This is a genomic window from Streptomyces sp. NPDC057963, from assembly GCF_042887155.1.
In the GTDB taxonomy this organism is placed as follows: domain Bacteria; phylum Actinomycetota; class Actinomycetes; order Streptomycetales; family Streptomycetaceae; genus Streptomyces.
On sequence record NZ_JBHVPX010000003.1, the window covers coordinates 673459 to 695475 of the forward strand.

General features: G+C 70.8%; 17 protein-coding genes and 1 tRNA gene. 6 read left to right on the forward strand and 12 right to left on the reverse strand.

Annotated elements, in window-relative coordinates:
* Positions 1-41: 41 nt before the first annotated feature.
* From ACFVT1_RS10000 to ACFVT1_RS10020, 5 genes are all read right to left on the reverse strand, one after another.
* The gene (locus tag ACFVT1_RS10000) at positions 42-674 is read right to left on the reverse strand and encodes a lactate utilization protein C (protein WP_389793954.1); all 633 of its coding nucleotides are present in this window, start codon (positions 672-674) and stop codon (positions 42-44) included.
* Positions 671-2221 (reverse strand): lactate utilization protein B, encoded by a 1551-nt coding sequence (locus ACFVT1_RS10005; RefSeq protein ID WP_389793955.1) that lies wholly within the window; start codon positions 2219-2221, stop codon positions 671-673. The genes ACFVT1_RS10000 and ACFVT1_RS10005 overlap by 4 nt, the downstream gene beginning before the upstream one ends.
* Complete coding sequence (locus tag ACFVT1_RS10010; RefSeq protein ID WP_389793957.1) at positions 2218-2985, reverse strand: (Fe-S)-binding protein; 768 nt, start codon at positions 2983-2985, stop codon at positions 2218-2220. The genes ACFVT1_RS10005 and ACFVT1_RS10010 overlap by 4 nt, the downstream gene beginning before the upstream one ends.
* Positions 2986-3161: 176 nt before the next feature.
* Positions 3162-3896 (reverse strand): FadR/GntR family transcriptional regulator, encoded by a 735-nt coding sequence (locus tag ACFVT1_RS10015; protein WP_389793959.1) that lies wholly within the window; start codon positions 3894-3896, stop codon positions 3162-3164.
* 114 nt (positions 3897-4010) lie between these two features.
* Entirely contained in the window at positions 4011-5240 is a 1230-nt protein-coding gene (locus tag ACFVT1_RS10020; RefSeq protein ID WP_389793961.1) for an MFS transporter, read from the reverse strand.
* A 73-nt stretch (positions 5241-5313) separates the two neighbouring features.
* Between ACFVT1_RS10020 and ACFVT1_RS10025 the strand changes: the two genes are divergently transcribed.
* Positions 5314-6111 (forward strand): helix-turn-helix transcriptional regulator, encoded by a 798-nt coding sequence (locus ACFVT1_RS10025; RefSeq protein ID WP_362211825.1) that lies wholly within the window; start codon positions 5314-5316, stop codon positions 6109-6111.
* Between the two features lie 59 nt (positions 6112-6170).
* Here the strand turns inward: ACFVT1_RS10025 and ACFVT1_RS10030 are convergent, their stop codons facing one another.
* On the reverse strand, positions 6171-6950 hold the full coding sequence (locus tag ACFVT1_RS10030) for a crotonase/enoyl-CoA hydratase family protein (RefSeq protein WP_389793963.1): 780 nt from the start codon (positions 6948-6950) through the stop codon (positions 6171-6173).
* Between the two features lie 252 nt (positions 6951-7202).
* Between ACFVT1_RS10030 and ACFVT1_RS10035 the strand changes: the two genes are divergently transcribed.
* Both ACFVT1_RS10035 and ACFVT1_RS10040 read left to right on the forward strand, forming a co-directional pair.
* Positions 7203-8093 (forward strand): DUF2510 domain-containing protein, encoded by an 891-nt coding sequence (locus ACFVT1_RS10035; protein WP_389793965.1) that lies wholly within the window; start codon positions 7203-7205, stop codon positions 8091-8093.
* Between the two features lie 138 nt (positions 8094-8231).
* Positions 8232-8558 (forward strand): hypothetical protein, encoded by a 327-nt coding sequence (locus tag ACFVT1_RS10040; protein WP_389793967.1) that lies wholly within the window; start codon positions 8232-8234, stop codon positions 8556-8558.
* Positions 8559-8598: 40 nt separating this feature from the next.
* On the opposite strand, the gene ACFVT1_RS10045 is transcribed toward ACFVT1_RS10040, so the two are convergent.
* Entirely contained in the window at positions 8599-9231 is a 633-nt protein-coding gene (locus tag ACFVT1_RS10045; protein WP_389793969.1) for a class I SAM-dependent methyltransferase, read from the reverse strand.
* Positions 9232-9904: 673 nt separating this feature from the next.
* Here ACFVT1_RS10045 and fusA point away from each other — a divergent pair.
* Positions 9905-12004 (forward strand): elongation factor G, encoded by a 2100-nt coding sequence (fusA, locus tag ACFVT1_RS10050; RefSeq protein WP_389793971.1) that lies wholly within the window; start codon positions 9905-9907, stop codon positions 12002-12004.
* 403 nt (positions 12005-12407) lie between these two features.
* Here the strand turns inward: fusA and ACFVT1_RS10055 are convergent, their stop codons facing one another.
* Together ACFVT1_RS10055 and ACFVT1_RS10060 are read right to left on the reverse strand one after the other, a co-directional pair.
* Positions 12408-13853 (reverse strand): glyceraldehyde-3-phosphate dehydrogenase, encoded by a 1446-nt coding sequence (locus ACFVT1_RS10055; protein WP_389793973.1) that lies wholly within the window; start codon positions 13851-13853, stop codon positions 12408-12410.
* Between the two features lie 603 nt (positions 13854-14456).
* Positions 14457-14530: transfer RNA gene (locus ACFVT1_RS10060), tRNA-Pro, on the reverse strand.
* Between the two features lie 128 nt (positions 14531-14658).
* Between ACFVT1_RS10060 and ACFVT1_RS10065 the strand changes: the two genes are divergently transcribed.
* Together ACFVT1_RS10065 and ACFVT1_RS10070 are read left to right on the forward strand one after the other, a co-directional pair.
* Positions 14659-15360, forward strand: coding sequence for a transketolase (locus ACFVT1_RS10065; protein ID WP_389793975.1), 702 nt, complete (start codon positions 14659-14661; stop codon positions 15358-15360).
* Between the two features lie 56 nt (positions 15361-15416).
* Positions 15417-16319 carry a transketolase family protein gene (locus ACFVT1_RS10070; RefSeq protein WP_389793977.1) on the forward strand — a complete coding sequence of 301 codons (903 nt, stop codon included), beginning with the start codon at positions 15417-15419 and terminating at the stop codon, positions 16317-16319.
* 340 nt (positions 16320-16659) lie between these two features.
* Here ACFVT1_RS10070 and ACFVT1_RS10075 read toward each other — a convergent pair whose 3' ends face one another.
* Genes ACFVT1_RS10075 through ACFVT1_RS10085 form a run of 3 tightly spaced genes read right to left on the reverse strand, consistent with a single transcriptional unit; the run spans position 16660 to position 22009 of the window.
* Positions 16660-18876 carry a right-handed parallel beta-helix repeat-containing protein gene (locus ACFVT1_RS10075; protein WP_389793979.1) on the reverse strand — a complete coding sequence of 739 codons (2217 nt, stop codon included), beginning with the start codon at positions 18874-18876 and terminating at the stop codon, positions 16660-16662.
* Entirely contained in the window at positions 18873-20339 is a 1467-nt protein-coding gene (locus ACFVT1_RS10080; protein ID WP_389793981.1) for a M1 family metallopeptidase, read from the reverse strand. The genes ACFVT1_RS10075 and ACFVT1_RS10080 overlap by 4 nt, the downstream gene beginning before the upstream one ends.
* Positions 20336-22009: a hypothetical protein gene (locus tag ACFVT1_RS10085; protein WP_389793983.1), complete on the reverse strand. Its 1674-nt coding sequence runs from the start codon at positions 22007-22009 to the stop codon at positions 20336-20338. The genes ACFVT1_RS10080 and ACFVT1_RS10085 overlap by 4 nt, the downstream gene beginning before the upstream one ends.
* Between the last annotated feature and the right edge of the window lie 8 nt (positions 22010-22017).

Genomic DNA, 22017 nt, shown 5'->3' on the forward strand with positions numbered 1-22017 from the left:
CACCGGGGTTGCGCGGTCGGGAGGCCCCGCAACCCCGCCCCCTACACGTCCGTCCGGATCACGACGGCCAGCGTGCGCGGACCGTGCACGCCCTCCACCCGTTCCAGCTCGATGTCGGAGGTGGCGGAGGGGCCGCTGATCAGTGTGGTCGGCCGCTCCGGCACCAGCCGGGCCACCGCCTCCGGTACCCCGGCCTCGACCGTCGACAGATCGACGACACACACATGCAGATCGGGGACGAGGGAGAGCGCCCTGCGCCCCTGGTCGGGCGAGCCGTCCAGGAAGATCGTGCCGGTCTCGGCGCAGCTGACGGCCGAGGCGGTGACGACGCCGTCCAGCGCGTCGAGCCGGGGCGGCGGGATGTCGGCGCCGTCCTGCTGGACCTCTCCGTCGTACGCGCCGAGCCACGCCGGGTCGAGTCCGGCCGGCACACCGATCCGCCGGGCTCCGCGTTCCCGCAGCACCTGGGCGACGGTCGCGGCCGTACTGTCTGCGGTGCAGGTGTGCACGTGCGCCTTGTAGTCGACGAGCCGGTCGGTGAACAGGGCCAGGAGTTCGTCGTCGGGGAGGGTGCGGCCGGTGCGGTAGGCGCGCGGGACGGTGGTGTCCGGTGCGGGGGCGAGGGCCAGGGCGTCCTTGATCCTGCCGAGCACCGTTTCACGAGCGGTCGTCACTTCTCCCCCTCCTCCTTCTTCTTCCGGTTCTTCTCGTACGTGTCGGCGGCGGCCCGCCGCATGGTCGCGGCTCCCTCGTCCGATGCCAGCCACGCGCGGAAGGGCTGCTTCGGCGGCGCGGCGGTGTCGCGGCTGTCGCTCCAGCCGTTGAACGGCGGCGGCAGATGCGAGATCTTCCCGTCCCGCCCGGCGGCGATCCGGCCGATCACCGCCCCCTTCTGCGCGGCGGTGAACAGCTTCGGCTTCTTCATGACGGTGGCCGCGGCCTTCATGGCCAGCTTCTCCGCCGTCAGACCGGTCTGCTCGGTGTGCTGGTGGCGCAGTTCGACCAGCAGGGACGGAATGTCGATCTTGACCGGGCAGGCGTCGAAGCATGCGCCGCAGAGGCTGGAGGCGTACGGCAGCGAGCTGTTGGGGTCGTCCTTGGCCGCGTGCATCCCGGCGAGCTGCGGAGTGAGGACCGCGCCGATCGGTCCGGGGTATGTCGATCCGTACGCATGGCCGCCGGCCCGTTCGTACACCGGGCAGACATTGAGGCAGGCCGAGCAGCGGATGCAGTTGAGCGCCTGGCGGCCGATCCGGTCGGCGAGCGCCGCGGTACGTCCGTTGTCGAGCAGCACCAGATGGAAGTCCTGCGGTCCGTCGCCGGGCGTCACCCCGGTCCACATCGAGGTGTACGGGTTCATCCGCTCGCCGGTGGAGGAGCGCGGCAGCAACTGCAGGAAGATTTCCAGGTCCTGATAGCGCGGCAGCACCTTCTCGATGCCCATGACGGTGATCAGGGTGTCGGGCAGGGTCAGGCACATGCGGCCGTTGCCCTCGGACTCGACGACGGCCAGGGTGCCGGTCTCGGCGATACCGAAGTTGGCCCCGGAGACGGCCACCTTCGTCGTCATGAACTTCTCGCGCAGATAGGCGCGGGCCGCGGCGGCGAGATGCGCGGGTACGTTGTCGAGGCCCGGGTCCACGCCCGGGATCTCCTTGAGGAAGATCTGCCGGATCTCGTCGCGGTTGCGGTGGATCGCGGGCACCAGGATGTGCGAGGGCTTGTCGTGCGCGAGCTGGACGATCAGTTCGGCGAGGTCCGTCTCGTACGGGGTGATGCCGGCCGATTCGAGGTGCTCGTTGAGGCCGATCTCCTGGGTGGCCATCGACTTGACCTTGATGACGTCGCTGCTGCCCGTCGCCTTGACCAGCCGGGTCACGATCTCGTTGGCCTCGACCCCGTCGCGCGCCCAGTGGACGGTTCCGCCGCGCTCGGTGACCTTCCGCTCCAGTTGTTCCAGCAGTTCGGGGAGGCGGTTCATGGTGTCGGTCTTGATGGCCGACCCGGCGTCGCGCAGCTCCTCCCAGTCGGGCAGTTCCCCGGTGACGTTCAGGCGTTTGGCGCGGATCGTGTGGGTGGCCCGGCCGAGATTGCGGCGCAATTGCTCGTTGCGGAGCTCGTCGTGGGCGGCCTCGGGGAAGTTCCGGTCACCGCGCAGGTTGCCGGTCCCGTACGGGGAACGGGGCGGGGTGGCGGGCATGCCGAGGAAGGTGCTGCTCATCGGACGGCCTCCGTCGGGACGTACGGCGAGGTGCGGGTGGAAGAGAGGATCTGCGCGAGGTGCAGGGTGCGGGTGCCCGAGGCGATGCGGGAGAGTCCGCCGCCGATGTGCATCAGGCAGGAGGAGTCGCCGGCGGTGCAGACGTCGGCCCCGGTGGTGGCGATGTTGCGCATCTTGTCCTGGAGCATCGCCGTCGACGTCTCGGCGTTCTTGACGGCGAAGGTGCCGCCGAAGCCGCAGCAGGCGTCGGCCTCGGGAAGCTCGACGAGGTCGATGGAGTCGACGGCACGGAGCAGCTTCAGCGGCTTCTCGCCGACCCGGAGCATGCGCAGGGAGTGACAGGTGGGGTGGTATGTCACACGGTGCGGGAAGTACGCGCCGACCTCGGTGACGTCCAGGACGTCGACGAGGAGCTCCGACAGCTCGTACGTCTTGGCCTTGACGGTGGCGACCCCCGCGCGCAGCGCCGCGTCGCCGTACCGCTCGGCGACGATCTCGTGCTGATGACGGACCGAGCCCGCGCACGACCCGGACGGCATGACGACGGCGTCGATCGACGCGTCGCCGAACTGCTCGGCGAAGTTGCGTACCAGGGGCACGGGTTCGCGCTGGTAGCCGGTGTTGATGTGCATCTGGCCGCAGCAGGTCTGCCCCGGCGGGAACACCACGTCATGGCCCAGGCGGGCGAGCAGGACCGCGGTCGATTTCACCGCCTCAGGGAAGAGCGTGTCTCCCAGACAGGTGGCGAAGAGTCCGATGCGCATGAGGTCTCTCCGATCGTTTCTTCAGATTTTTATGGTCCGACCATACTAGCCTCGGTCCGGAACGTGAAGGACGCGACGCGCCTGGGCGGCACTCAGGGAAAGTCATGCACCTGACAATCACACATCCGATTCCCGCCCGACCGGACTCGCATACACGCGCCCGCAGCCGGGATCCCCTACCGCCGGTCGGAGTTCTCGTCGACCAGGGTGCCGTGGAGGCTGCGGATGTGCCGCTCCACCAGGTCGGCGGCGCTCGCGCCCTTCCCCGCGCGGACCAGCCGCAGGAGCTCCGCGTGTTCCGCGTTGAGTGCGGCGGCCGTGGCCGGCCAGTCCTCGGCCTCCTCCAGAGCACGCAGAATCAGCGGACGCACCGACTCCCGTACGGCGGAGGTGAGCGTGGAGGTCAGTTCATTGCCGGAGCTCCGGGCGATGTGCACATGGAAGCGGGTGTCCAGGTCGTTGAACTCGGGTACACCCACATCCGGCTCCCCCATCCGTACGACAAGGGCCTCCGCCTCGTCGAAGTCCTCCGCCGAGGCATGCCGTGCGGCCGCCTCGAAGCTGGACCTCTCCAGCACGACGCGCGCTTCCAGTACGTCCTCAAGGCTGTAGCTGCCGAGCGCGAAGTGCAGACGCAGCAGTCGGCCGAGGGCATCGTCCGGATTGCGCACGATGCGCGCCCCGGCATCCGGCCCCCGGCCCGGCTGGGCCACGAGCACACCGATGGTCTCCAGCACTCTCAGCGCCTCACGCAGCGCCGACCGGCTGACACCGAGAACCGGTGCCAGCTCACGCTCGGGCGGCAGCCGGTCCCCGGCCCTGAGGTCACCCGCGAACACCCGCTCCTCGATGCTCTGGAGCACGAGTTCATGCGTACGTGACTGCCGTACGGGTTGCCACTCGACGGGCATCCCGCCACCCCCTGCCTCGGCCGGAATCGTCCGGTTGCCGTCGCCTCTGCCGCCTGATCCTCCACTATGTCACACATCACATATGGTCGGACCAAAGATGGGGCGTCGCCGGACTCACCGCCCGGACCGCCGGCCCACCGGCAGCACGGCGACGATCAGTCCGGCCGCAGTCGTGATCACTCCGACGAGTGCCACCGCGGACCAGCCGCTGTCCGCCCAGGCAAGCGTTCCGGCCAGCGACCCCAGGGCGATACCCAGAAAGCGGAACGTGAAGTACAAGGTGTTGAGCCGACTGTGGACGGCGGGGTCGAGCGCGAACAGAGCCGTCTGGCTGGCGGCCTGGCTCCCCCAGACCCCCACGTCCAGCACGACCACCCCCGCGACGATCCAGCCGAGTCCGCCGCCCCCGGGCAGGAGCAGCAGCCATCCGACGACGACCAGGCCGATCAGCGCGGCCAGGGCGCCCCGGTGGCCGAACCGCTCGGCCAGTCTCCCCGCATGGGGCGAGGCCAGAGCACTGGCCGCCGCCACGAGTCCGAAGAGCCCGATCCCGGTCGGCCCGAAGCCGTACTCCTTCTCCAGCAGGAATGTCAGCGCGGTCCAGAACGCACCGAACGCGACCCCGACCAGGGCGCCGGAGAGGGTGATCCTGCGGATCAGGGGCTGCGAGGCGAAGAGCCGCGGCAACGAGAGGAGCGTGGCCCGGTAGCCTGCGCCGCCGGCCGCCTGTCCGCTGCGGCTGCCGGACGGGACATGCGGCAGCGCACGTCGCAGCACCAGCATCAGGAGCAGCGTCAGCACGCACGAGCAGGCGTACACGGCCCGCCACCCGAGCAGGTCGCCCACGGCTCCGGCGTAGGCACGGGAGGCGAGCACCCCGGTCAGCAGACCGGCCTGCACGATGCCGACGATCCGTCCCCGGCCGACGCCCGGAGCCCCGCGGTCCGCGAGTGCGACGGCGAGCGGTGTGACCAGCTGGGGGACCGGGGACAGGAGCCCGACGGCGAAGCTCGACACGATCAGCCACGCCACCGAGGGGGACAGCGCACAGGCGGCCAGGGCCAACGCCGAGGCGGCACCGAGGCCCAGGATGAGCCGACGCCGGTCATGGCTGTCACCTGCGGGGACGAGCAGCAGAATGCCCGTCGCATAGCCCAGCTGCGTGGCGGTGGGCACGGCCCCGAGCGCGTCGGGCGCGACCCCGAACGAGGCGGCGGCGGCCCCCGTCAACGGCTGGCTGAGGTAGACGTTCGCTGCGGTGACGGCACTGGTGGCGGCGAGCAGCGCGGTCAGACGCCGACCGGTGGCGCGTTCCGGGTCGGGGGCGAGGTCTGTTTCGATCACATGACCCGACGCTAGGCCGACCCCGTACTGGCATACTTTCGTTGTTGCGCCAATACCTGTCGAGAGTGCGCCAATGTACGGCAAGAGTGAACTTCGTGACGACTACCAGGACGTGCCCAGGCCCGTCGCGGCGATGGCCCGCGACCTGCCCGACGGCCATCACATCCCGCCGCACGAACACCCGCGGGCCCAGCTGATCTACGGCACGACCGGCGCCATCACCGTCGCCACCGGCCATGGAGTGTGGGTGGTTCCCGCCACCCGCGGCGTCTGGGTTCCGCCGGGCCTCACCCATGCGATGACCTGCGCGGGAGCGGTCGCCATGCGCACCCTGTACATCGAGGCGCAGCCGGACTGGCAGCTGCCCGCGGACCCGACCGTCGTCTCCGTCTCCCCGCTGCTGCGGGAACTCATCGACGAGGCGACGCGGCTGCCCGTGGAGTACGAGCGAGCGGGCCGGGACGGCAAGGTCATGGAACTGCTGCTGCTCCAGCTCGCACCGCGGCCCGTCCCGGCACTGCACCTGCCGGCTCCGGCCGATCCGGAGCTGGCCGGGCTCTGCGAGGCGATCCGCGCGCACCCGGGCCTGCCGTGGTCGACGCAGGACGCCGCCGCCCATGCGCATATGAGCCGGCGTAGCCTGCAGCGCAGGTTCGCCGCCGCGACCGGGCTGAGCCTGGCCCGTTGGGTGCAGCAGGCCAGGATCATTCACGCGGTCACCCTGCTCGCCCGGAACACACCGGTCACGGCGGTCGCGCTCGGTCTCGGATATGCGACACCGAGCGCCTTCACGGCGATGTTCCGCCGGGCGCTGGGCACGACCCCCTCGGCGTATTTCGCCGGCCCCGACGCCTCCGGTCCCCGTACGTGAGGACCGCGGGGCGGCGCACTCCGTCCACCTCGGCGTGCGAAGACGGCTCCGCCGCCCGTTCAGTCGGCGAAGGACCCGTGGCGGCCCGCGCCGCCCCCGAACCGGTCGGCACCGGCCTGCGTCTCTCCCGCGGTGAGCGGCACCAGGCCGTGCCGGAACTCCGCGGCCAGGGCCTCCGGCTCGCTCAGACCGTGCTGCTCGCGCGCCGAGAGCCGGTCGTGGCGCAGGCACAGCTGCGGGAACGCGGCGATCTCCCGGGCGAGCCGCTCCGCCGCGCGGCGCGCCTCTCCGGGTGGGACGATCCGGTTGGCGAGCCCCATGGCGTACGCCTCGGGGGCCGGGACGGGGCGCCCGGTGAGGATCATGTCCATGGCCCGGCTCTCCCCGATCAGCCGTGGCAGCCGTACGGTCCCGCCGTCGACCAACGGGACTCCCCAGCGGCGGCAGTACACCCCGAACACCGCGTCCTCCTCGACGACTCGCAGATCACACCAGACGGCCAACTCCAGCCCTCCGGCCACCGCGTGCCCCGAGACGGCCGCGATGACGGGCTTGCTCAGGTTCATACGGGTCGGCCCCATCGGCCCGTCGCCCCCGGCCAGGACCCGGTTGCCGCGTTCCGTGCCGATGCCCTTCAGGTCGGCACCCGCGCAGAACGTACCGCCCTCGCCCCACAGCACGGCGACGGACGCATCCGGATCGTCATCGAACTCACGGAAGGCGTCGGCCAGTTGACCGGCCGTCGGGCCGTCCACGGCGTTGCGGACCTCGGGCCGGCCGAGGATCACGGTGAACACGGGGCCGTCGCGCTCGATCCGTACCGCGGGTTTCTCGCTCATCGTCCGCCCTCCCACAGGGGTCGCGCAGGGCCCGGCGGAGGATCTTTCCGACCGGGGTACACGGGGTGGTGTCCACGAAGCGCACGGTCTGGGGAACCCCGTGTCCGGCCAGCCTGGCACGGGCGCGCTCGGCAGGGGCGGCATCGGAGACCTTCGCCCCCGTTTCGCAGGGAGCCGAAGGCGGTGACGGTCTTCATCCGGGCGCGGCCCGGATTCATCTGATTCTCACGCAACGGTTCTACGGTGGGCCACGTGACCCAGACGAGCCCGCCCGGTTGGCATCCAGACCCCGGGCATACAGGAACCGGCCCCCTTCACGAGCGCTGGTGGGACGGCGGCCGGTGGACCGACCACCTCCGCGTACCGCCCGCCGCGATCCGGCGCCGCCGGTTGCGCATCGGCATCGGCATCACCGCCGGTGCGGTGGTGCTCGCGACCGTCGGAGGCGGCCTCTTCCTGCTGTCGGACCATTCCGGCGGGTCGAAGGACGATGCGGCCACCGCGCCGTCCGGCGCGCCCAGCCGAGGACCGGGCGCGCCGGGAGGCGGCGGCCGCGGGGGCGGCGGTGGGGGCGGGGCACCCGAGCGACAGCTGCCGCAGACCGAGGACGGCTACGCCACGGACGTGGTCAGCGGCATCAGCCTCCCGGTTCCCGACGGCTGGACGGGCACGTCGGGGATCGCCGGAGCGGGAGTGACCACCGGCGAGTACGCCTGCCCCGGCAACACCTCCGAGCAGTGCGTGCGCGGCGGAGTGTTCTCCATGCCGGCGAAGGCCCTGAAGCTCGACACCACAACGGCGAAGGCCACGGCGACGAAGGACATCTCCTCGAACGCCGAGGAGTCCTACGGCGAGAAGATCTACGGAGGCATCACCTCGCATCAGCAGCTCAAGTCCGGTCCGGTCACCGTGGCCGGCGAACAGGGCTATCTGGTGCGCTGGAAGGTGGTGACCAAGAGCGGCGACGACGGGTACGTCCAGTCGCTGGCCTTCCCGTCCCCCCACGCGAAGGACATGCTGATCGTCGTGCGTTCCGGCTTCGACATCGCCGCCAAGGCTCCGGAACTGTCCGTCATGGACGACATCACCGAGGGCATCAAGGCCGCCTCCGGAGCGGGTTCCGGCCCCGGCACCACCGCGTAGGAACACGGCGGAGACCGGGTGGGCGGGGCGGGCGTCATGCACCGCCGTGCGAGCGCCGAAGGGGTAAGTACGAAAGGGCGGCCGGACTGAGTACGTCGTCCCATCCGACGGCGGGCCATGGCTGATCGAATGACCGCCATGGCTCCTGACGCACCGCACCGCCCCCGCATGCAGCATGTCACCTCAGCCGGAACGGCCCTGGCCGTGACCCTGGCGCCGCTGGTGATCGGCGTGCTGCTGGCCAAGACCATGTCGACGGACCCGATGACACCGGTCAACGCGATGGTCACCAGGGGCGGGCAGACCCTGCCTGTCTCGCCCGCACAATGGCGCAGGTGCGGCAGGCAGGCGCTGCGCGGTTGGCAGGGGCCGCTGAACGTGTGCAGGCGCCCGGGCGCTCTTGTGCGGCGGCGCCCGGGGGGACGGCGCCCGCGCAGGCCCGTGGCGGCGCCGCGCGAGCGCTGAAGGGGCGACGGACCTGGCGCACCAGGCAGAACCCCGGGTGTCAGGTCCGCCGGCAGTGCAGGAACAACTGGGGCTCGGCCGAGGCTCCTTCGTGGGCCGGGGTGAACAGGCCGCTCTGCTCCCACATGACCGTGAACCCGGCCCCGGCGACCAGCCGGGTGAACTCCTCGGCGCCGAAACTGGTCGCCCGTACCTTCTGCCCCATGAAGACGACGCCGACGCCCTCGGCGTCCAGCGGCACCGTCGCGACGACCAGGTGGCCTCCGGGCACCAGCAGCCGCCCCAGCTTCCGCAGGAGCCGTGACTGGTCGTCGCGGGACATCTGAAGCAACGAGAAGTAGACGCAGATCGCGTCGAAACTCCGCTCCTCCAGGGGAAGTCCGCGAATGTCGGCGCACTCGAAGGACGCGCCGGGCACCTGCCGGGCCGCCAGATCCACCATGACGGGCGAAACATCGACACCCAGCACGTCGTGACCGGCGTCGGCAAGGGTCCGCGCGGTAGGCCGGCCCGTTCCGCAGCCCACGTCCAGGACCCTGCTGCGCGGGGCGAGACGGTCCAACAGCCAACGCAGCGAGGCGTGGTGGGTGGCCGAGTCGGCGAACGCCCGCTCGTACTCGGCGCCCAGGGCGTCGAACACGGTTGCGGCGGAGAGTCCTTGGTCTTCGTCCATCGATGCGCGTCCTTCCGTTGCCCCGGCGGCTCCCCGGGATCGTTTCATCATTCACAGCGGCCTTCAACGCTCCGCCGCCCGGTCGGGGACCCGGGTCGGTGGCGAGTGCGACCGCCGTCCACGCCACGGCGCTGATGGCACCGCCGGGCACGGCGCCGGTATCAGCGCCGTGGGGCGCTCCTTCGACACGCCGTTCCGGTTCAGCGGGCATGGAGTCCGGATCGTCACGGGCGGCCGCCACGGAAACATCCCACCCGCTCGACCGGCCGGCGCACGGAGCGCTTCACCGGATACGGCGTCACGCGGAAAACCCGGTGACCCGCCCGCACCGGGCTCACTACACTCGCCGCGAAGCGCACACCGCGGCAACATCGCGTGCGCACCATGACCAGCGAGGGGAGACCGGCCGTGCGTGACCGCAGCGCCGTTGTCGTCCCCCCGTCACGGTACGAGGTGATCCTGGTGTCTTCGTGCGCCCGGTGCCCGCTGCGCGGCCGGCACCGGAGATCCGAGACGAGCAACTGACCTCTGTCCCACCGGCGTTGAGGCGCCTGGGCGGCTGCGCGCCGATACGGTGCGCCGCGGCAGGGGTCACTGCGTGGCCTGACCGCAGGCCGGCTCGTCCGGACATCGCGCCGCCTCGCATCCGGATCACCCCGAAAGGCCATGGGCCGTGCGTACCGAACTGCACCGTCATCCCACCAGTCCGCCGACCGGCGTTCGCAACCTGGGCATCCTCGCCCACGTCGATGCCGGCAAGACCACCGTCACCGAACGGATCCTCTACCTCACCGGCACCACCCACAAGCGGGGCGAGGTCCATGACGGGACGACCGTCACCGACTTCGACCCCCAGGAACGGGACCGGGGAATCACCATCTTCGCCGCTGCGGTGAGTTGCGACTGGGACGGCCACCGGATCAACCTGATCGACACCCCGGGCCACGTCGACTTCTCGGACGAGGTGGAGCGCTCGCTTCGGGTGCTCGACGGTGCCGTCGCGGTGTTCGACGCCGTCGCGGGGGTCGAGCCGCAGAGCGAGTCGGTGTGGCGGCAGGCCGATCGGCACGGGGTGCCTCGGATCGCCTTCGTCAACAAGCTGGACCGCGCCGGTGCCGACCTCGACTCGGCGGTCGCGTCGATACGGGAGAGGCTGGGCACGGTCCCGCTGGTGGTGCAGTTGCCGATCGGGAAGGAGGACGGGTTCACCGGAGTGGTGGATCTGCTGCGCATGCGGTCGCTGGTCTGGGCCGACGGCCATGGCACGTTCGAGGAGGGACCGGTGCCGGACGGTCTGCGGGAAGAGGCGCACCGACGGCGCCGGGTGCTGGAGGAGGCCGTGGCGGAGCTCCATCCGACGGCTTTGGAGGAGTTCTGCACGGATTCGACGGTCTCGGCCCGGACCCTGGCGGCCGCGCTGCGCGACGTGACCCGCAGCGGTGAGGGCGTTGTGGTGGTGTGCGGATCGGCCTACCGCAACCGCGGGATAGAGCCCCTGCTGGAGGCCGTCGTGGCCTATCTGCCCTCGCCGCTGGATGTGCCGGCGGTACGCGGCACCCTGGACGGCGCCGAGCAGGAGCGGCCCGCCGACCCGGCCGCGCCGTTCGCCGCGCTGGTGTTCAAGGTGAACGCGACCGCCACGGGGCGACTGACCTACCTGCGTGTGTACTCGGGAACGATCCGGAAGGGGGACGCGGTGCTGGACGTGGGCGCGCGGCGCAACGAGCGCATCGGCCGGATCCTGCGGGTCCGGGCCGGGCAGCACTCGGACGTGGACCAGGCGTCGGCCGGGGACATCGTCGCGGTGATCGGGCTCAAGGCGGCACGCGCCGGGGCGACCCTGTGCACACCCGCGGCGCCCCTGGTTCTCGAACCGCCCTCCGTCGCCGACCCGGTGGTCTCCGTGGCGGTGGAGGCCCGCAGAGGTGTCGACACCGACCGTTTGGCGTCCGCGCTGGCGCGGCTGGTCGAGGAGGACCCGTCGCTGGTGGTCCGGTCCGACCCCGAGACCGGTCAGACGGTGCTGTCGGGAATGGGGGAACTGCATCTGGAGGTCGCGGTGGAAAAGATCCGCCGTGCTCACGGGCTGGAGGTCGGTGTCGGCCGGCCGCAGGTGGCCTACCGGGAGACGGTCGTCCGCGGCGTCTGCGGACTGGTGTACCGGCACGTCAAGCAGGACGGCGGCGCCGGTCAGTTCGCCCACGTCGTCCTGGACGCGGAGCCGCTGCGGGCCGCCGGTGGCGACGACCTGGGCGGCACGGTGGGCTTCGTGTTCCGGTCGGTCGTCGTCGGGGGCCGGGTGCCGCAGGAGTACGTCCGGGCGGTCGAGGCCGGCTGCCGGGACGCCCTGGCCGAGGGCCCACTCGGCGGTCACCCGGTGACCGGGCTGCGGGTCACACTGACCGACGGGGCGACCCACTCCAAGGACTCCTCGGAGATGGCGTTCCGCACGGCCGGCCGGCTCGCGCTCCGTGAGGCGCTGCGCAACAGCGCGATGGTGCTGCTGGAACCGGTGGTGGAGGTCACCGTCACCGTGCCCGACGACGCCGTGGGCGGGGTGCTCGGCGACCTGGCCGCACGGCGCGGACGGGTCTCGGGCTCGTCCGCGCGGGCCGGTGCCTCGGTGATCACCGCGACCGTGCCCCTGGCGGAGCTGTTCGGCTACGCGACCCGGCTGCACAGCCGGACCCGGGGCCGGGGGACCTTCACCACCCGGGCCACCGGCTACGCCCCGGTGCCGAGCACGGTGCCCCGGGGGACACCGGACCGGTAGACCCCGGGGCGGGCCCCGTCCGTACGCGGGCGGGGCCGACGCGTTCGCTCCGCGCCTGCCGGTGGGGACGGCGGCCGCACTCCGGCCACGGCGGATCCGCGCTCGAAGCGCACCCTCTTGCGAGCGCACCGTTCCCTGAAGGTCAGTTGTGCGAAGACATCATCCGGCCCCATCCGTACTCCCCGTTGCCGGACGGCGAACCGGTGAGCACGGTGGTGCCAATGACCCTGGAGAAAGCGGACGTTGAGGATTCGGCGGCTTCTCACCAAGGTGGTGCCGCGGAGTTCGCCGGACCGTGGGCGGCGGGTGGCGGCGGGAGAGCGACCGAATGCCGTCGGGACCGGTTGCCGTCCCGCCGCCGCCCCCGCGTGCCCGGGGCATCGGACCGGAGGGTTCGCCGAGATCAGACCAGCGGAACCGGGTAGGTCGGGTACTCCACGCCGGACACGTGCTGGACGACGCGAATGACCTGGCAGGAGTAGCCGAACTCGTTGTCGTACCAGAGGTAGAGGATCGCGTTGTCGCCCTCGACCTTGGTGGCGCCGGCATCGACGATCGAGGCGTGGCGCGAGCCGATGAAGTCGCTCGACACCGCGTCCGGAGCGGTGGTGAAGTCGATCTGGCGCTTGAGCGGCGAGGTCAGCGACACGTTGCGCAGGTAGTCGAGGACCTCCCCGCGCTCGGCCTCGCGGCCGAGCCGCAGGCTGAGGATCGCGATCGAGACGTCCGGCACGGGAACGCGGATCGAGCTGCCGGTGATCGGCGCCTTCAGCTCGGGCAGCGCCTTGGCGACGGCGGAGGCGGCACCCGTCTCCGTGATGACCATGTTGAGCGGCGCCGAGCGGCCGCGCCGGTCGGCCTTGTGGTAATTGTCCAGCAGGTTCTGGTCGTTGGTGAACGAGTGGACGGTCTCCACGTGTCCGCGCAGCACGCCGTACTCGTCCGCCATCGCCTTCAGCGGCGGGACGATCGCGTTGGTGGTGCAGGAGGCGCAGGACAGGATCTGCTCGTCCGGCTTGATCGTGTCGTGGTTCACGCCGTGCACGATGTTGGGGACGTCGCCCTTGCCCGGGGCCGTCAGGACGACCTTGTCGATTCCGGGGCGCAGGTGCTTCGACAGGCCCTCGCGGTCGCGCCACTTGCCGGTGTTGTCGATGAGGATGGCGTCCTTGATGCCGTACGCCGTGTAGTCGATCTCCGACGGGTCGTTGGCGTAGATCACCTTGATCTCGTTGCCGTTGGCGACGATCGTGCTGTTCGCCTCGTCGACGGTGATCGTGCCCTGGAACTGGCCGTGGATCGAGTCGCGGCGCAGCAGCGAGGCGCGCTTGACGATGTCCTGATCGCCGCCCTGGCGGACGACGATGGCGCGCAGCCGCAGGCCGTTGCCGGAGCCGGCCTTCTCGATGAGCAGCCGGGCGACGAGGCGGCCGATGCGGCCGAAGCCGTAGAGGACGACATCACGTCCCTCGCGGCTCTCGATCTTGTTGGCACCCGTGGCGCCGTCGACGGCCTCGGCAGTGAACTCCTCGACCGAGAGACCGCGGCCGTCGGTCTTGAACGTCGCGGCGAGCATGCCGATGTCGATCTGCGAAGGGCCGAGATCGAGCGTGGTGAGAGCCTGCAGGAACGGCAGCGTCTCGGTGACCGAGAGTTCCTCGCCGTCGATCTGGCGGGCGAATCGGTGGATCTTGAGAATGCTGACCACCGACTTGTTCACCAAGGAGCGGCTGTGCAGCAGGACCGTCACGTCCCGCTCACGGTGCAGCTTCCCGATGACGGGGATCATCGACTCCGCGATCTCCTCGCGGTTCTTCCAGTTGGTGAACGAGTCGTCATTGACAGTCACAGGCTTATCTTTCGAGCTAGGCGGCGCTCATATGCTAACCCCCCGCACTTTTGATCATTCAAGCGGTGCGGCTCGGACGGGATGCCGACGTGGGCCGATGAACGGCAATTTCACTCAGCCCAGGTCCGCTGCCCCACCCCCGCAAGGCATCCGCGAGGCACTCCTGGACCGGCTCGAACGGTCATTCCTGCCTGTACGGGGCCGGCGGGCCGGGTGAGGGATGCGGGTTGCCGCAGGACATGGGGCGCATCGGCCGGAAGGAGCTGCGCGACCGGATCGGGACCCCGGACATGCGGCCGCCACTCTGCCGCGAGCGGCCGTCGCAGCCATGGGCCCGGCGAGCAGGGGGTGCGGTACATGACCGCCGTCGCACGGCGAATGCCGGGCAGCGGCGCCCCGGCACCCGTCCGCCGCCGAGCCGGTTCCCTCGGCGCGTCGGCAACGGAACCCTGCCGGTCACGGCAGTCATGAGGGTCCTGGTGGCCATGGGGCCGGCGATGTCATGGCCGCCCCGACACGCAAGGTGACCGAATCGGCGACGGGTACGGAAAAGGCCGCCCTCCCATGGATGAGAGAACGGCCTCCGACGTGCTCAATGCACAGTCGGGACGACAGGATTTGAACCTGCGACCCCTTGACCCCCAGTCAAGTGCGCTACCAAGCTGCGCCACGTCCCGATACCCGCCTGACCTGGGGTTTCCCCTGGCCGAACGCGCATGAGAACAATACCGCACTTGGACGGGTGGTCACGAACGCCTTTCCCGCGGCTTGACCTCAACCAAGCTTGATGTTCAACGCTGGGTTCATGACGAACACGACTGCCGCGCCAACAGGCGGCTACCGCGACATGAACCGGCTGATGAGCCTGATGACGGGGGACGAGAAGCACGGTCCCGCCGCGACCTCCACGCTGGACGTTCTCTGGGTGCTGTACGACCGGGTGCTGCGGGTGGCGCCCGGCACCGTCGACGCGCCCGGCCGCGACCGGTTCCTGCTGTCCAAGGGGCACGGCCCGATGGCGTACTACGCGGTCCTCGCCGCCCACGGCTTCTTCGCCGAGGAACTGCTGTCGGGGTTCGGGGCGTACGACTCCCCGCTCGGGCACCACCCGGACCGGACGCTGGTACCGGGGGTCGAGATCGGCAGCGGCTCACTGGGGCACGGACTGCCGTTGGCCGTGGGGAGTGTGCTCGGACTGCGGGCGCGGGGGCTGACCGACCCGAGGGTGTGGGTGCTGATCGGGGACGCCGAGCTGGACGAGGGCAGCAATCACGAGGCGATCGCTTACGCGGGCCCGGCCGGGCTGGAGCAGTTGCACACCGTGGTGATCGACAACGTGTCGGCTTCCTACGGCCGGCCCGGCGGGATCGCGGCCCGGTTCGAGGCCGCCGGCTGGTCGGTCGGCTCCGTCGACGGACGGGACCACGAGGCGCTGTACGCGGCCTTCACCGCACCGCACCCCGGGCGTCCGCGAGCCGTGGTCGCACGCGTCGACCCCAAGTACTGAAGCCACCGGGCAGAGATCCGGGACGCGAAGACACGAAACGGAGAGGGACACTTCACATGGACACGATGCGTGACCGATTCATCTCGACCACCTCGCACCTGCTGGACGAGGACCCCCGCCTCGCGCTGGTGCTGGCCGAGATCAGCCGGGACGGATTCGAGCGCGCCGAGCGGGCCCATCCGGACCGGGTCGTCAATGTGGGCATCAGGGAACAGCTGCTGATCGGGGCGGGTGCCGGGATGGCACTCGCCGGGCTGCGGCCGATCGTGCACACCTTCGCCAGCTTTCTGGTGGAGCGGCCGTTCGAACAGGTCAAGCTGGACTTCGGCCATCAGGGGGTGGGTGGGGTGCTGGTGAGCGCCGGGGGCTCGTACGACTGGCCGGCCGGCGGTTTCACCCATATGTCGCCGGGCGATGTCGCCCTGATGGACACCCTCGACGACTGGACGATCCATGTGCCGGGCCATCCGGACGAGGCCGAGGAGCTGCTGCGGCAAGCCGCGGCCGGGGAGGGCCGGGTGTATGTACGGCTGTCGCTCCAGTCGAACGGCCGGGCGAGGCCGGTCGGCGCCGGGGCCGGGTTCACCCCGGTGCGCGAGGGGGCGGGCGGGGTGGTGATCGCGGTCGGACCGATGCTCGACAACGTCCTCGCGGCGACCGACGGCCTCGATGTGACCGTGCTGTACGCGACGACGGTGCGCCCATTCGACCGGGCCGGGCTGCGACGTGCGGTCGGCGGCCAGGGGTCCGCCAATGCAGTGATCGTCGAGCCCTATCTGGCGGGCACGTCCACGGCCGCCGCCAATGACGCGCTCGCCGAGCAGCCGCACCGGGTGCTGGGGCTCGGGGTGGGGCGGGCGGAGCTGCGCAGGTACGGGCAGATGGACGAGCACCTCGCCGCCCACAGGCTGGATCCTCGGGGGCTCCGGGAGCGAATCGACGCGTTCCTCCGTCACTGAGCGGGGCGGGAACCCCTGGACAGTGGGTGCCCTCGGACGGCGGTGCGCCGGCCGCGCCGCGCAAGGCGGGGCCGCGGGTGCCGGAGGACGTTTCACTCGCGGGCTTCGACGGCGTCCCGTGCTGGTACGGGAGTGTCACCGCCCCGCCACACGGTGGCGCTGCCGTCGGCCCCGGCGGGCGAGGGCGTGATCGCGCGGTGCTGCGGGAGCGGGCGGCGGGCCCGCATCGCTCGGACGGCGGGCGAGATGGTGGTGCGGGCGGGCGCGGAAGCGCCGCCGGTCGGGTGACCGGCGGCGCCGGGGGGGCCGGGGTGAGCGGCCCGGTGGTGGGGAGCGACCGCTACGGGTGGACGAGCACCTGGGAGAGCGCCACGCGTCCCGTGCCGGAGGCCACGATCTTCACGGTGCGGGTCCGGCTGTCCAGGTTCAGGACGGTCGGGCGCAGTGCCTTTCCGCTGACGTGGACCGTCCCGTCGTCCGTGACGACATCGAAGTCGGCCGTCGTGGAGGAGGAGTTGTTCCAGATCTCGACCTGGCGGATGTGCCGTTCGCCGCCCAGGTCGACCTGCCACCAGGCGCCCGCCTCGGACAGCGTGCGGGTGTCCGTGTTGGTGTCGGCGTCCAGCGCGAGCGCCGCGGTCGCCGTGCCCTCGGTGGAGGACTGGGTGGCCGTGCCGGTGCGGGCCAGGTCGGTCCGCAGCTGCTCGACCGGGCCGCCGTGGGCGCCTGCCCGGGCGGCGACGGCGAGCGCTTCGGCCGGCAGCCGGTCCAGGCCGGTGAGGTTGTCCGTCATGACCGAGCCGTTGCCGCCGAGTGCGGGCGCGGCGGTGTTGGTCCAGTTGCCCCGGGCGGTGTTCTGGATCCCGTAATCCGCCCAGTTGGACACCCACTTGTAGCCGATGCGGGTGATGACATTCTTCTCGACGACGATGTGCGAGGACTGTTCGTCGAGGTAGATGCCGTTGCCGTCGCGCTCGGTGTTGCCGAAGGCGGAGCGGTTGATGTAGTTGCCGGAGACGACCGTGCCCGGCTGCGCGCCCTGGGTGTAGATCGCTCCCCCGTCGTGCTGCTCTTGTGCGACCTCCATGACGTCGGTGATCCGGTTGTTCGTCACCTTGTTGTCGCGCAGGACGGACTTCTGGGCCTCGGGCTGGTTCCAGCCCCAGCCGACCGAGATCCCGGAGTACGGGAGGTGGTCCAGGCTGTTGTGGTCGACGGTCAACTCGGCCTCGTAGCCGGCCCAGATGCCCACCGAGTCGGTGTACTCGGCGCCGGAGCGGGTGATGGTGTTGTACGCGACGGTGTTCCGCTCCCCGGCGAGCGCCGCCGACGGCATGGGCTCGGTGTCGCCCACGTAGACGGCGCCGGAGGACAGGTCGGTGAAGGAGGAGCGGGTCACCGAGCTGTCCTTGGTGCCCGCTTCGAGGATCGCGCCCGCCCCGCCGAGCCGGCTGAACCGGGCGTTCTCGATGCTGACGCGCTGTCCGCCGCGGACGGTCACCGCTGCGGCCGGCTTGGTGTAGAAGCGGCCCGCGTGGTCGACGGGGCCGGTGGCTCCGGTCAGGGTGAGACCGGCCTGCATGCCCGCGTAGCCCTCGTCGGTGCCGGGCAGGCCGTATGCCGCGTACGCGAAGCCGATCCCGCTGATGGTGACGTCGTGGGCGCCGTCGACGACGAGCAGCTGTTCGGTGTGCGGGGTGACGGCCCGCGCGTGGCGCATGTTCTCGCCCTTGCGCGGGAGGTACGTGACGGTACGGTCCTCGGAGTTCCAGACGAACTCGCCCGGCTCGTCGAGGAGTTCGGGGGCATTCTCGAAGAAGGCGACGCCGCTGTAGCGGGTGGAGTCCACCGTGGTGGAGTCCCAGGCGGGTCCGGTGCGGTCGGTGCCGCTCGCCGAGTTGGTCCAGCAGGGCCGGGCGAAGGTCATGGCATCGCCGTTCACGCCCGTGATCCGGCAGTGGTAGTTGCGCCAGCGGACCCGGATGACGGCTTCGGCGTCGGTGGGGCGCTGCCACTGGGCGATGCCCGTGGCGACCGCGCCGGTCATGCCGGTCTTCGTGGCGTCGCAGGTGCTCGCCGCGCAGGCCTCGCCGCGGGCGCGGGTCGCGCGCCTGCCGTCGACGAAGAGCTGGCGGGGGTCGACGCCTGCCGGGGCGTCCGCGGTCCAGGTGCCGTCGGCGTTCTGCCGCCAGCCGGTGATGTCCTGTCCGCCGGAGAGGACGGGGCGGGCGCCGGGGGCCGCGGTCCAGGTGGCGGTGTGGCCGTTCTTCCCGGAGTCTGCGGCGCCGAGCCTGAGGGGTTCGTCGAGCTTGTACGTACCGTTCTTCAGCAGGACGCGGACGTCGCGACCGGTCTCGGTGCGGGCCCGGTCGCGGGCGCCCTCGGGGCTGCAGGGGCGGGCGGCCGTGCAGGACGCGCCCCGGCCGTCCGGAGCCGCGTACAGGGTGCGGGCGCCGGGTGCGGCGTGGGCGGCCGGGGCCGCGAGGAGGGCAGCCAGGAAGGTTGCGGTGGCGGCAGCGGCGGTTCCTCGTACGGCGTTCAGGGGGCGGCGGTTCACGCGGACGCCTTCCAGTCGGGGTGGCCGGGCATGGGCGGGTTCACGGCTCCGAAGAGCCAGTCGCGCAGGAACGGGTCGAGGGACGGGTCGCCGGTGACGTCGACGGTGTGCCGGATGAACGCCTCGCTGGTGTACGTGGAGTCCTTGAAGCGCTTCACCCACTCACGCATGACCCGGTCGAACCTCCGCCGGCCGATCCGGAGGCTGAGCGCGTACAGGACGAGGGCGCCGCCGTCGTAGATGTTGGTGCCGCCGAGCGCCTTGGGCCGTCCGGGCGGGCCGTCGGCGGCGCGGACCGCGTCGAGCTTCTCGTACGTCGCCTTCATCTTGTCCTCGAAGACCGACCAGCCGCGCTCCTCGCCGTACAGACCGGCGTAGTACACGGCGGGGCCCTCGTTGAGCCAGGCCTGCTGCCAGTCGTTCGGGGTGACGGAGTCGCCGAACCACTGGTGGACCAGTTCGTGGACCATCGTGGTCTCGTAGCCGGGCCGGCCGTTGGCGTTGGGCTTGAACCAGTTGGTGGAGAACAGGGAGAGGGTCTGGTTCTCCAGGGCGTCGGTGTAGCCGTCGTAGATGTGGACACCGTAGACGGAGAACGGGTAGCGGCCGAACTTCGCCTCCAGCCAGGCCAGATGGTCCGCGGTGCGGGCGACTACGGGCGCGTACGTGTCCTCCTGGCCCTGCGGGACGATGTGCCGCAGGGGCAGTCCGCGGTGGCTGGTGCCGTACAGATAGGTGCCCTTGACGACCGCGATGCCGATGAGCTCGGTCGCCATCCGCTCGCGCAGGGCGAAATGCCAGACGGTGGAGCCGTCGGGGCGCGGGGTCTTGTGGAGCAGTTCGCCGTTGGCGGCGGCGACATAGCCCTGCGGGGCGCTGATGTGGAAGGTCCACGTCGCCTTGTCCGACGGGGTGTCGTTGCAGGGCAGGAAGGTGTCGGCGCGGGAGGACTGGGCGGCGGAGGCGAAGCCGCCGTCGGTGCCGAACTTCCAGCCGCTCAGGCCGAGTCGGGGCGCCTTGCCGTTTCCCCGGTAGCGCACCTCGGCGGTGAAAGCCTGCCCGTTGTGCAGCGGGCGGGCGGGGGTGACGGTGAACTCCTGGCCGCTCTGGCCGGGCGAGAGCTCCCAGGTCGCCGGGCGGCCGGCGACGGTGACGGAGTCGATGGTGTGGCCGTCGGTGTCCAGGTTGAACGCGGAGAGGTCCTGGGTGGCCTTGGCGTTGATCTTCACGACGGCGGTGAAGTCGTAGGTCACCGGGATGAAGTCGAAGGTCAGGTCGTAGTGGACGACCTGGTAGCCGCCGTTCCCCAGGGTCGGGAAGAGCGGGTCACCGACGCCGTCGGAGCCGGGCTTCGGGTCGAAACCGTGCGGCCGTGCGGAGGCGGGCGCGCCGAGCGCGGGTACGGCGACGGCCGCCGCGACCGCCGCGCCGCCGATTCTGAGTGCCGTGCGTCTCGTGGTCACTTCTTCCCCTTCTGGAAGGCGTCCTCGAATTCGCCGCGGGCCTTCTCGCCGCCCTTGGCCAGGTAGTCCTTGACGAGCTGGTCGTAGGCGGACATGGGCTTGCGGCCCGAGATGATGTCCTTGAGCGCGTCCTGCTTGAACGTGTAGAGGCTGCCGGAGCCCTTCGAGTCCCAGGTGGGCGAGGAGAACTGCAGGGTCGGGTCCTGCTCCATGATCGGGATCATCCGGGTGAAGGCGTCGTGGACGTGGCGGACGCCCTGTTCCGAGTCGGCGCTGAAGATGGCCGGCACGGCGGAGGCCATGAACTTCCAGGGCACGGTGACGTCCTGGGTGCCCTGCTTGGTGAGGGCCGGGTTGCCCTTGGCGTCACGGGTGAAGTCCTTGCCCTCGACGCCGTAGTTGATCAGCGTGTACTCCTGGCTGCCGAACGGCGAGGCGGCGAAGTCGGCGAGCGCCAGGATCTCCTTGACCCGGTCCCCGGACGCCTTCTTCACATGGGTGTTCTCCAGCTTGACGTTGTCCATCCAGGCGATGGCGTCCTTGCCGACCGGGACGAACGGGCGCGGGTCGTACTTCTTGTCGATCGCCTTCATGGCGGCGATGTATCCGACGCCGGGTGCCAGGTAGGTGGGCATGCCGTCGTAGACGTAGGCGCCCTTGCCGTTCTTGAACATGTCCGTGTACTGGGCCTTCTGCGCCCCGGACATCTGCAGGGTGCCCGGATAGAAGCAGCCCGCCTTGTAGAGACCGCGCGCGGTCTCCACGGCCTTGCGGAACTCCGGCGTCTCCAGGTCGGTGGTGAACTTGCCCGTCCTGGCGTCGAGCCGCCAGTAGTAGGGCGCGCCCGCGGACATCGCCAGCATGGTGGTGGCACCCGCGATGATGGCGTACTGGTCCTTCTTGGGCCGGGTCAGCTCCTTGCACACCTCGACGAACCGGTCGAGGTCGGTGATCTGGTCGAGGCTCGTGACGCCGACCTCTTCGAACAGGTCGTGGCGGTAGAAGCCGGCGCCGCCGGTGCCGGTGCGGGCGATCGGGATGCCGTACAGCTTTCCGCCGAAGATGGCGGCCTGCCAGGCGCCCTTCGGTATCGCGGCGAGGTTGGGGTAGTCCTTGACCTTGTCCCCGGCGAGGTGCGGGGTCAGGTCGGCGCACTTGGCCTGGAGGAAGGCCGCCTTGTTGTCGACGCCTCCGACCTCGGGGTACATGAAGAGATCGGGCAGGCTGTCGCTGGCGAGCATGGTGGAGAACTTGGTGCCGTAGTCGTCGGCGGGGACGGCGGTGATGTCCACCTGGGCGCCGAGGAGCTTCTCGATCTCCTGCCACGCGGCGTTCTTGCCGCGGGCGGGCGGCGGCGGGGAGAAGGTCTCCATCGTCGCGCTGATCGTCTTCGCCCCCTTGAGCGGGGTGCTCTTCGTGGCCCGCAGCGGCTTGGCCGGGTAGCTGAAGAAGCCCTGCGGAACACCGGCGGCAGTGCCTGCCAGGTCGGGCTTGAGGCCGATGTTGCGGACGGCGGTGTCCGGGAGCAGCGAGGCGCTCTTGGCCTCCGCCTTCGCGGTCGTGCCGCCGTCGCCGCAGGCGGCGAGCAGCGGGGCGGCGGCCAGTCCCAGACCTGCGCCCGCACCCATGCGGAACAGTGCTCTGCGGTTGATGGGGGTGGAGCTCGACACCTGAATCT

Bases quoted from the DNA above. Each gene is read 5' to 3' on its own strand.
- ACFVT1_RS10030 (WP_389793963.1), bottom strand. From the start codon at position 6,950: ATGAGCGAGAAACCCGCGGTACGGATCGAGCGCGACGGCCCCGTGTTC.
- ACFVT1_RS10070 (WP_389793977.1), top strand. From the start codon at position 15,417: ATGGACACGATGCGTGACCGATTCATCTCGACCACCTCGCACCTGCTG.
- ACFVT1_RS10065 (WP_389793975.1), top strand. From the start codon at position 14,659: ATGACGAACACGACTGCCGCGCCAACAGGCGGCTACCGCGACATGAAC.
- ACFVT1_RS10025 (WP_362211825.1), top strand. From the start codon at position 5,314: ATGTACGGCAAGAGTGAACTTCGTGACGACTACCAGGACGTGCCCAGG.
- ACFVT1_RS10045 (WP_389793969.1), bottom strand. From the start codon at position 9,231: ATGGACGAAGACCAAGGACTCTCCGCCGCAACCGTGTTCGACGCCCTG.
- ACFVT1_RS10040 (WP_389793967.1), top strand. From the start codon at position 8,232: ATGGCTCCTGACGCACCGCACCGCCCCCGCATGCAGCATGTCACCTCA.
- ACFVT1_RS10010 (WP_389793957.1), bottom strand. From the start codon at position 2,985: ATGCGCATCGGACTCTTCGCCACCTGTCTGGGAGACACGCTCTTCCCT.
- ACFVT1_RS10005 (WP_389793955.1), bottom strand. From the start codon at position 2,221: ATGAGCAGCACCTTCCTCGGCATGCCCGCCACCCCGCCCCGTTCCCCG.
- ACFVT1_RS10015 (WP_389793959.1), bottom strand. From the start codon at position 3,896: ATGCCCGTCGAGTGGCAACCCGTACGGCAGTCACGTACGCATGAACTC.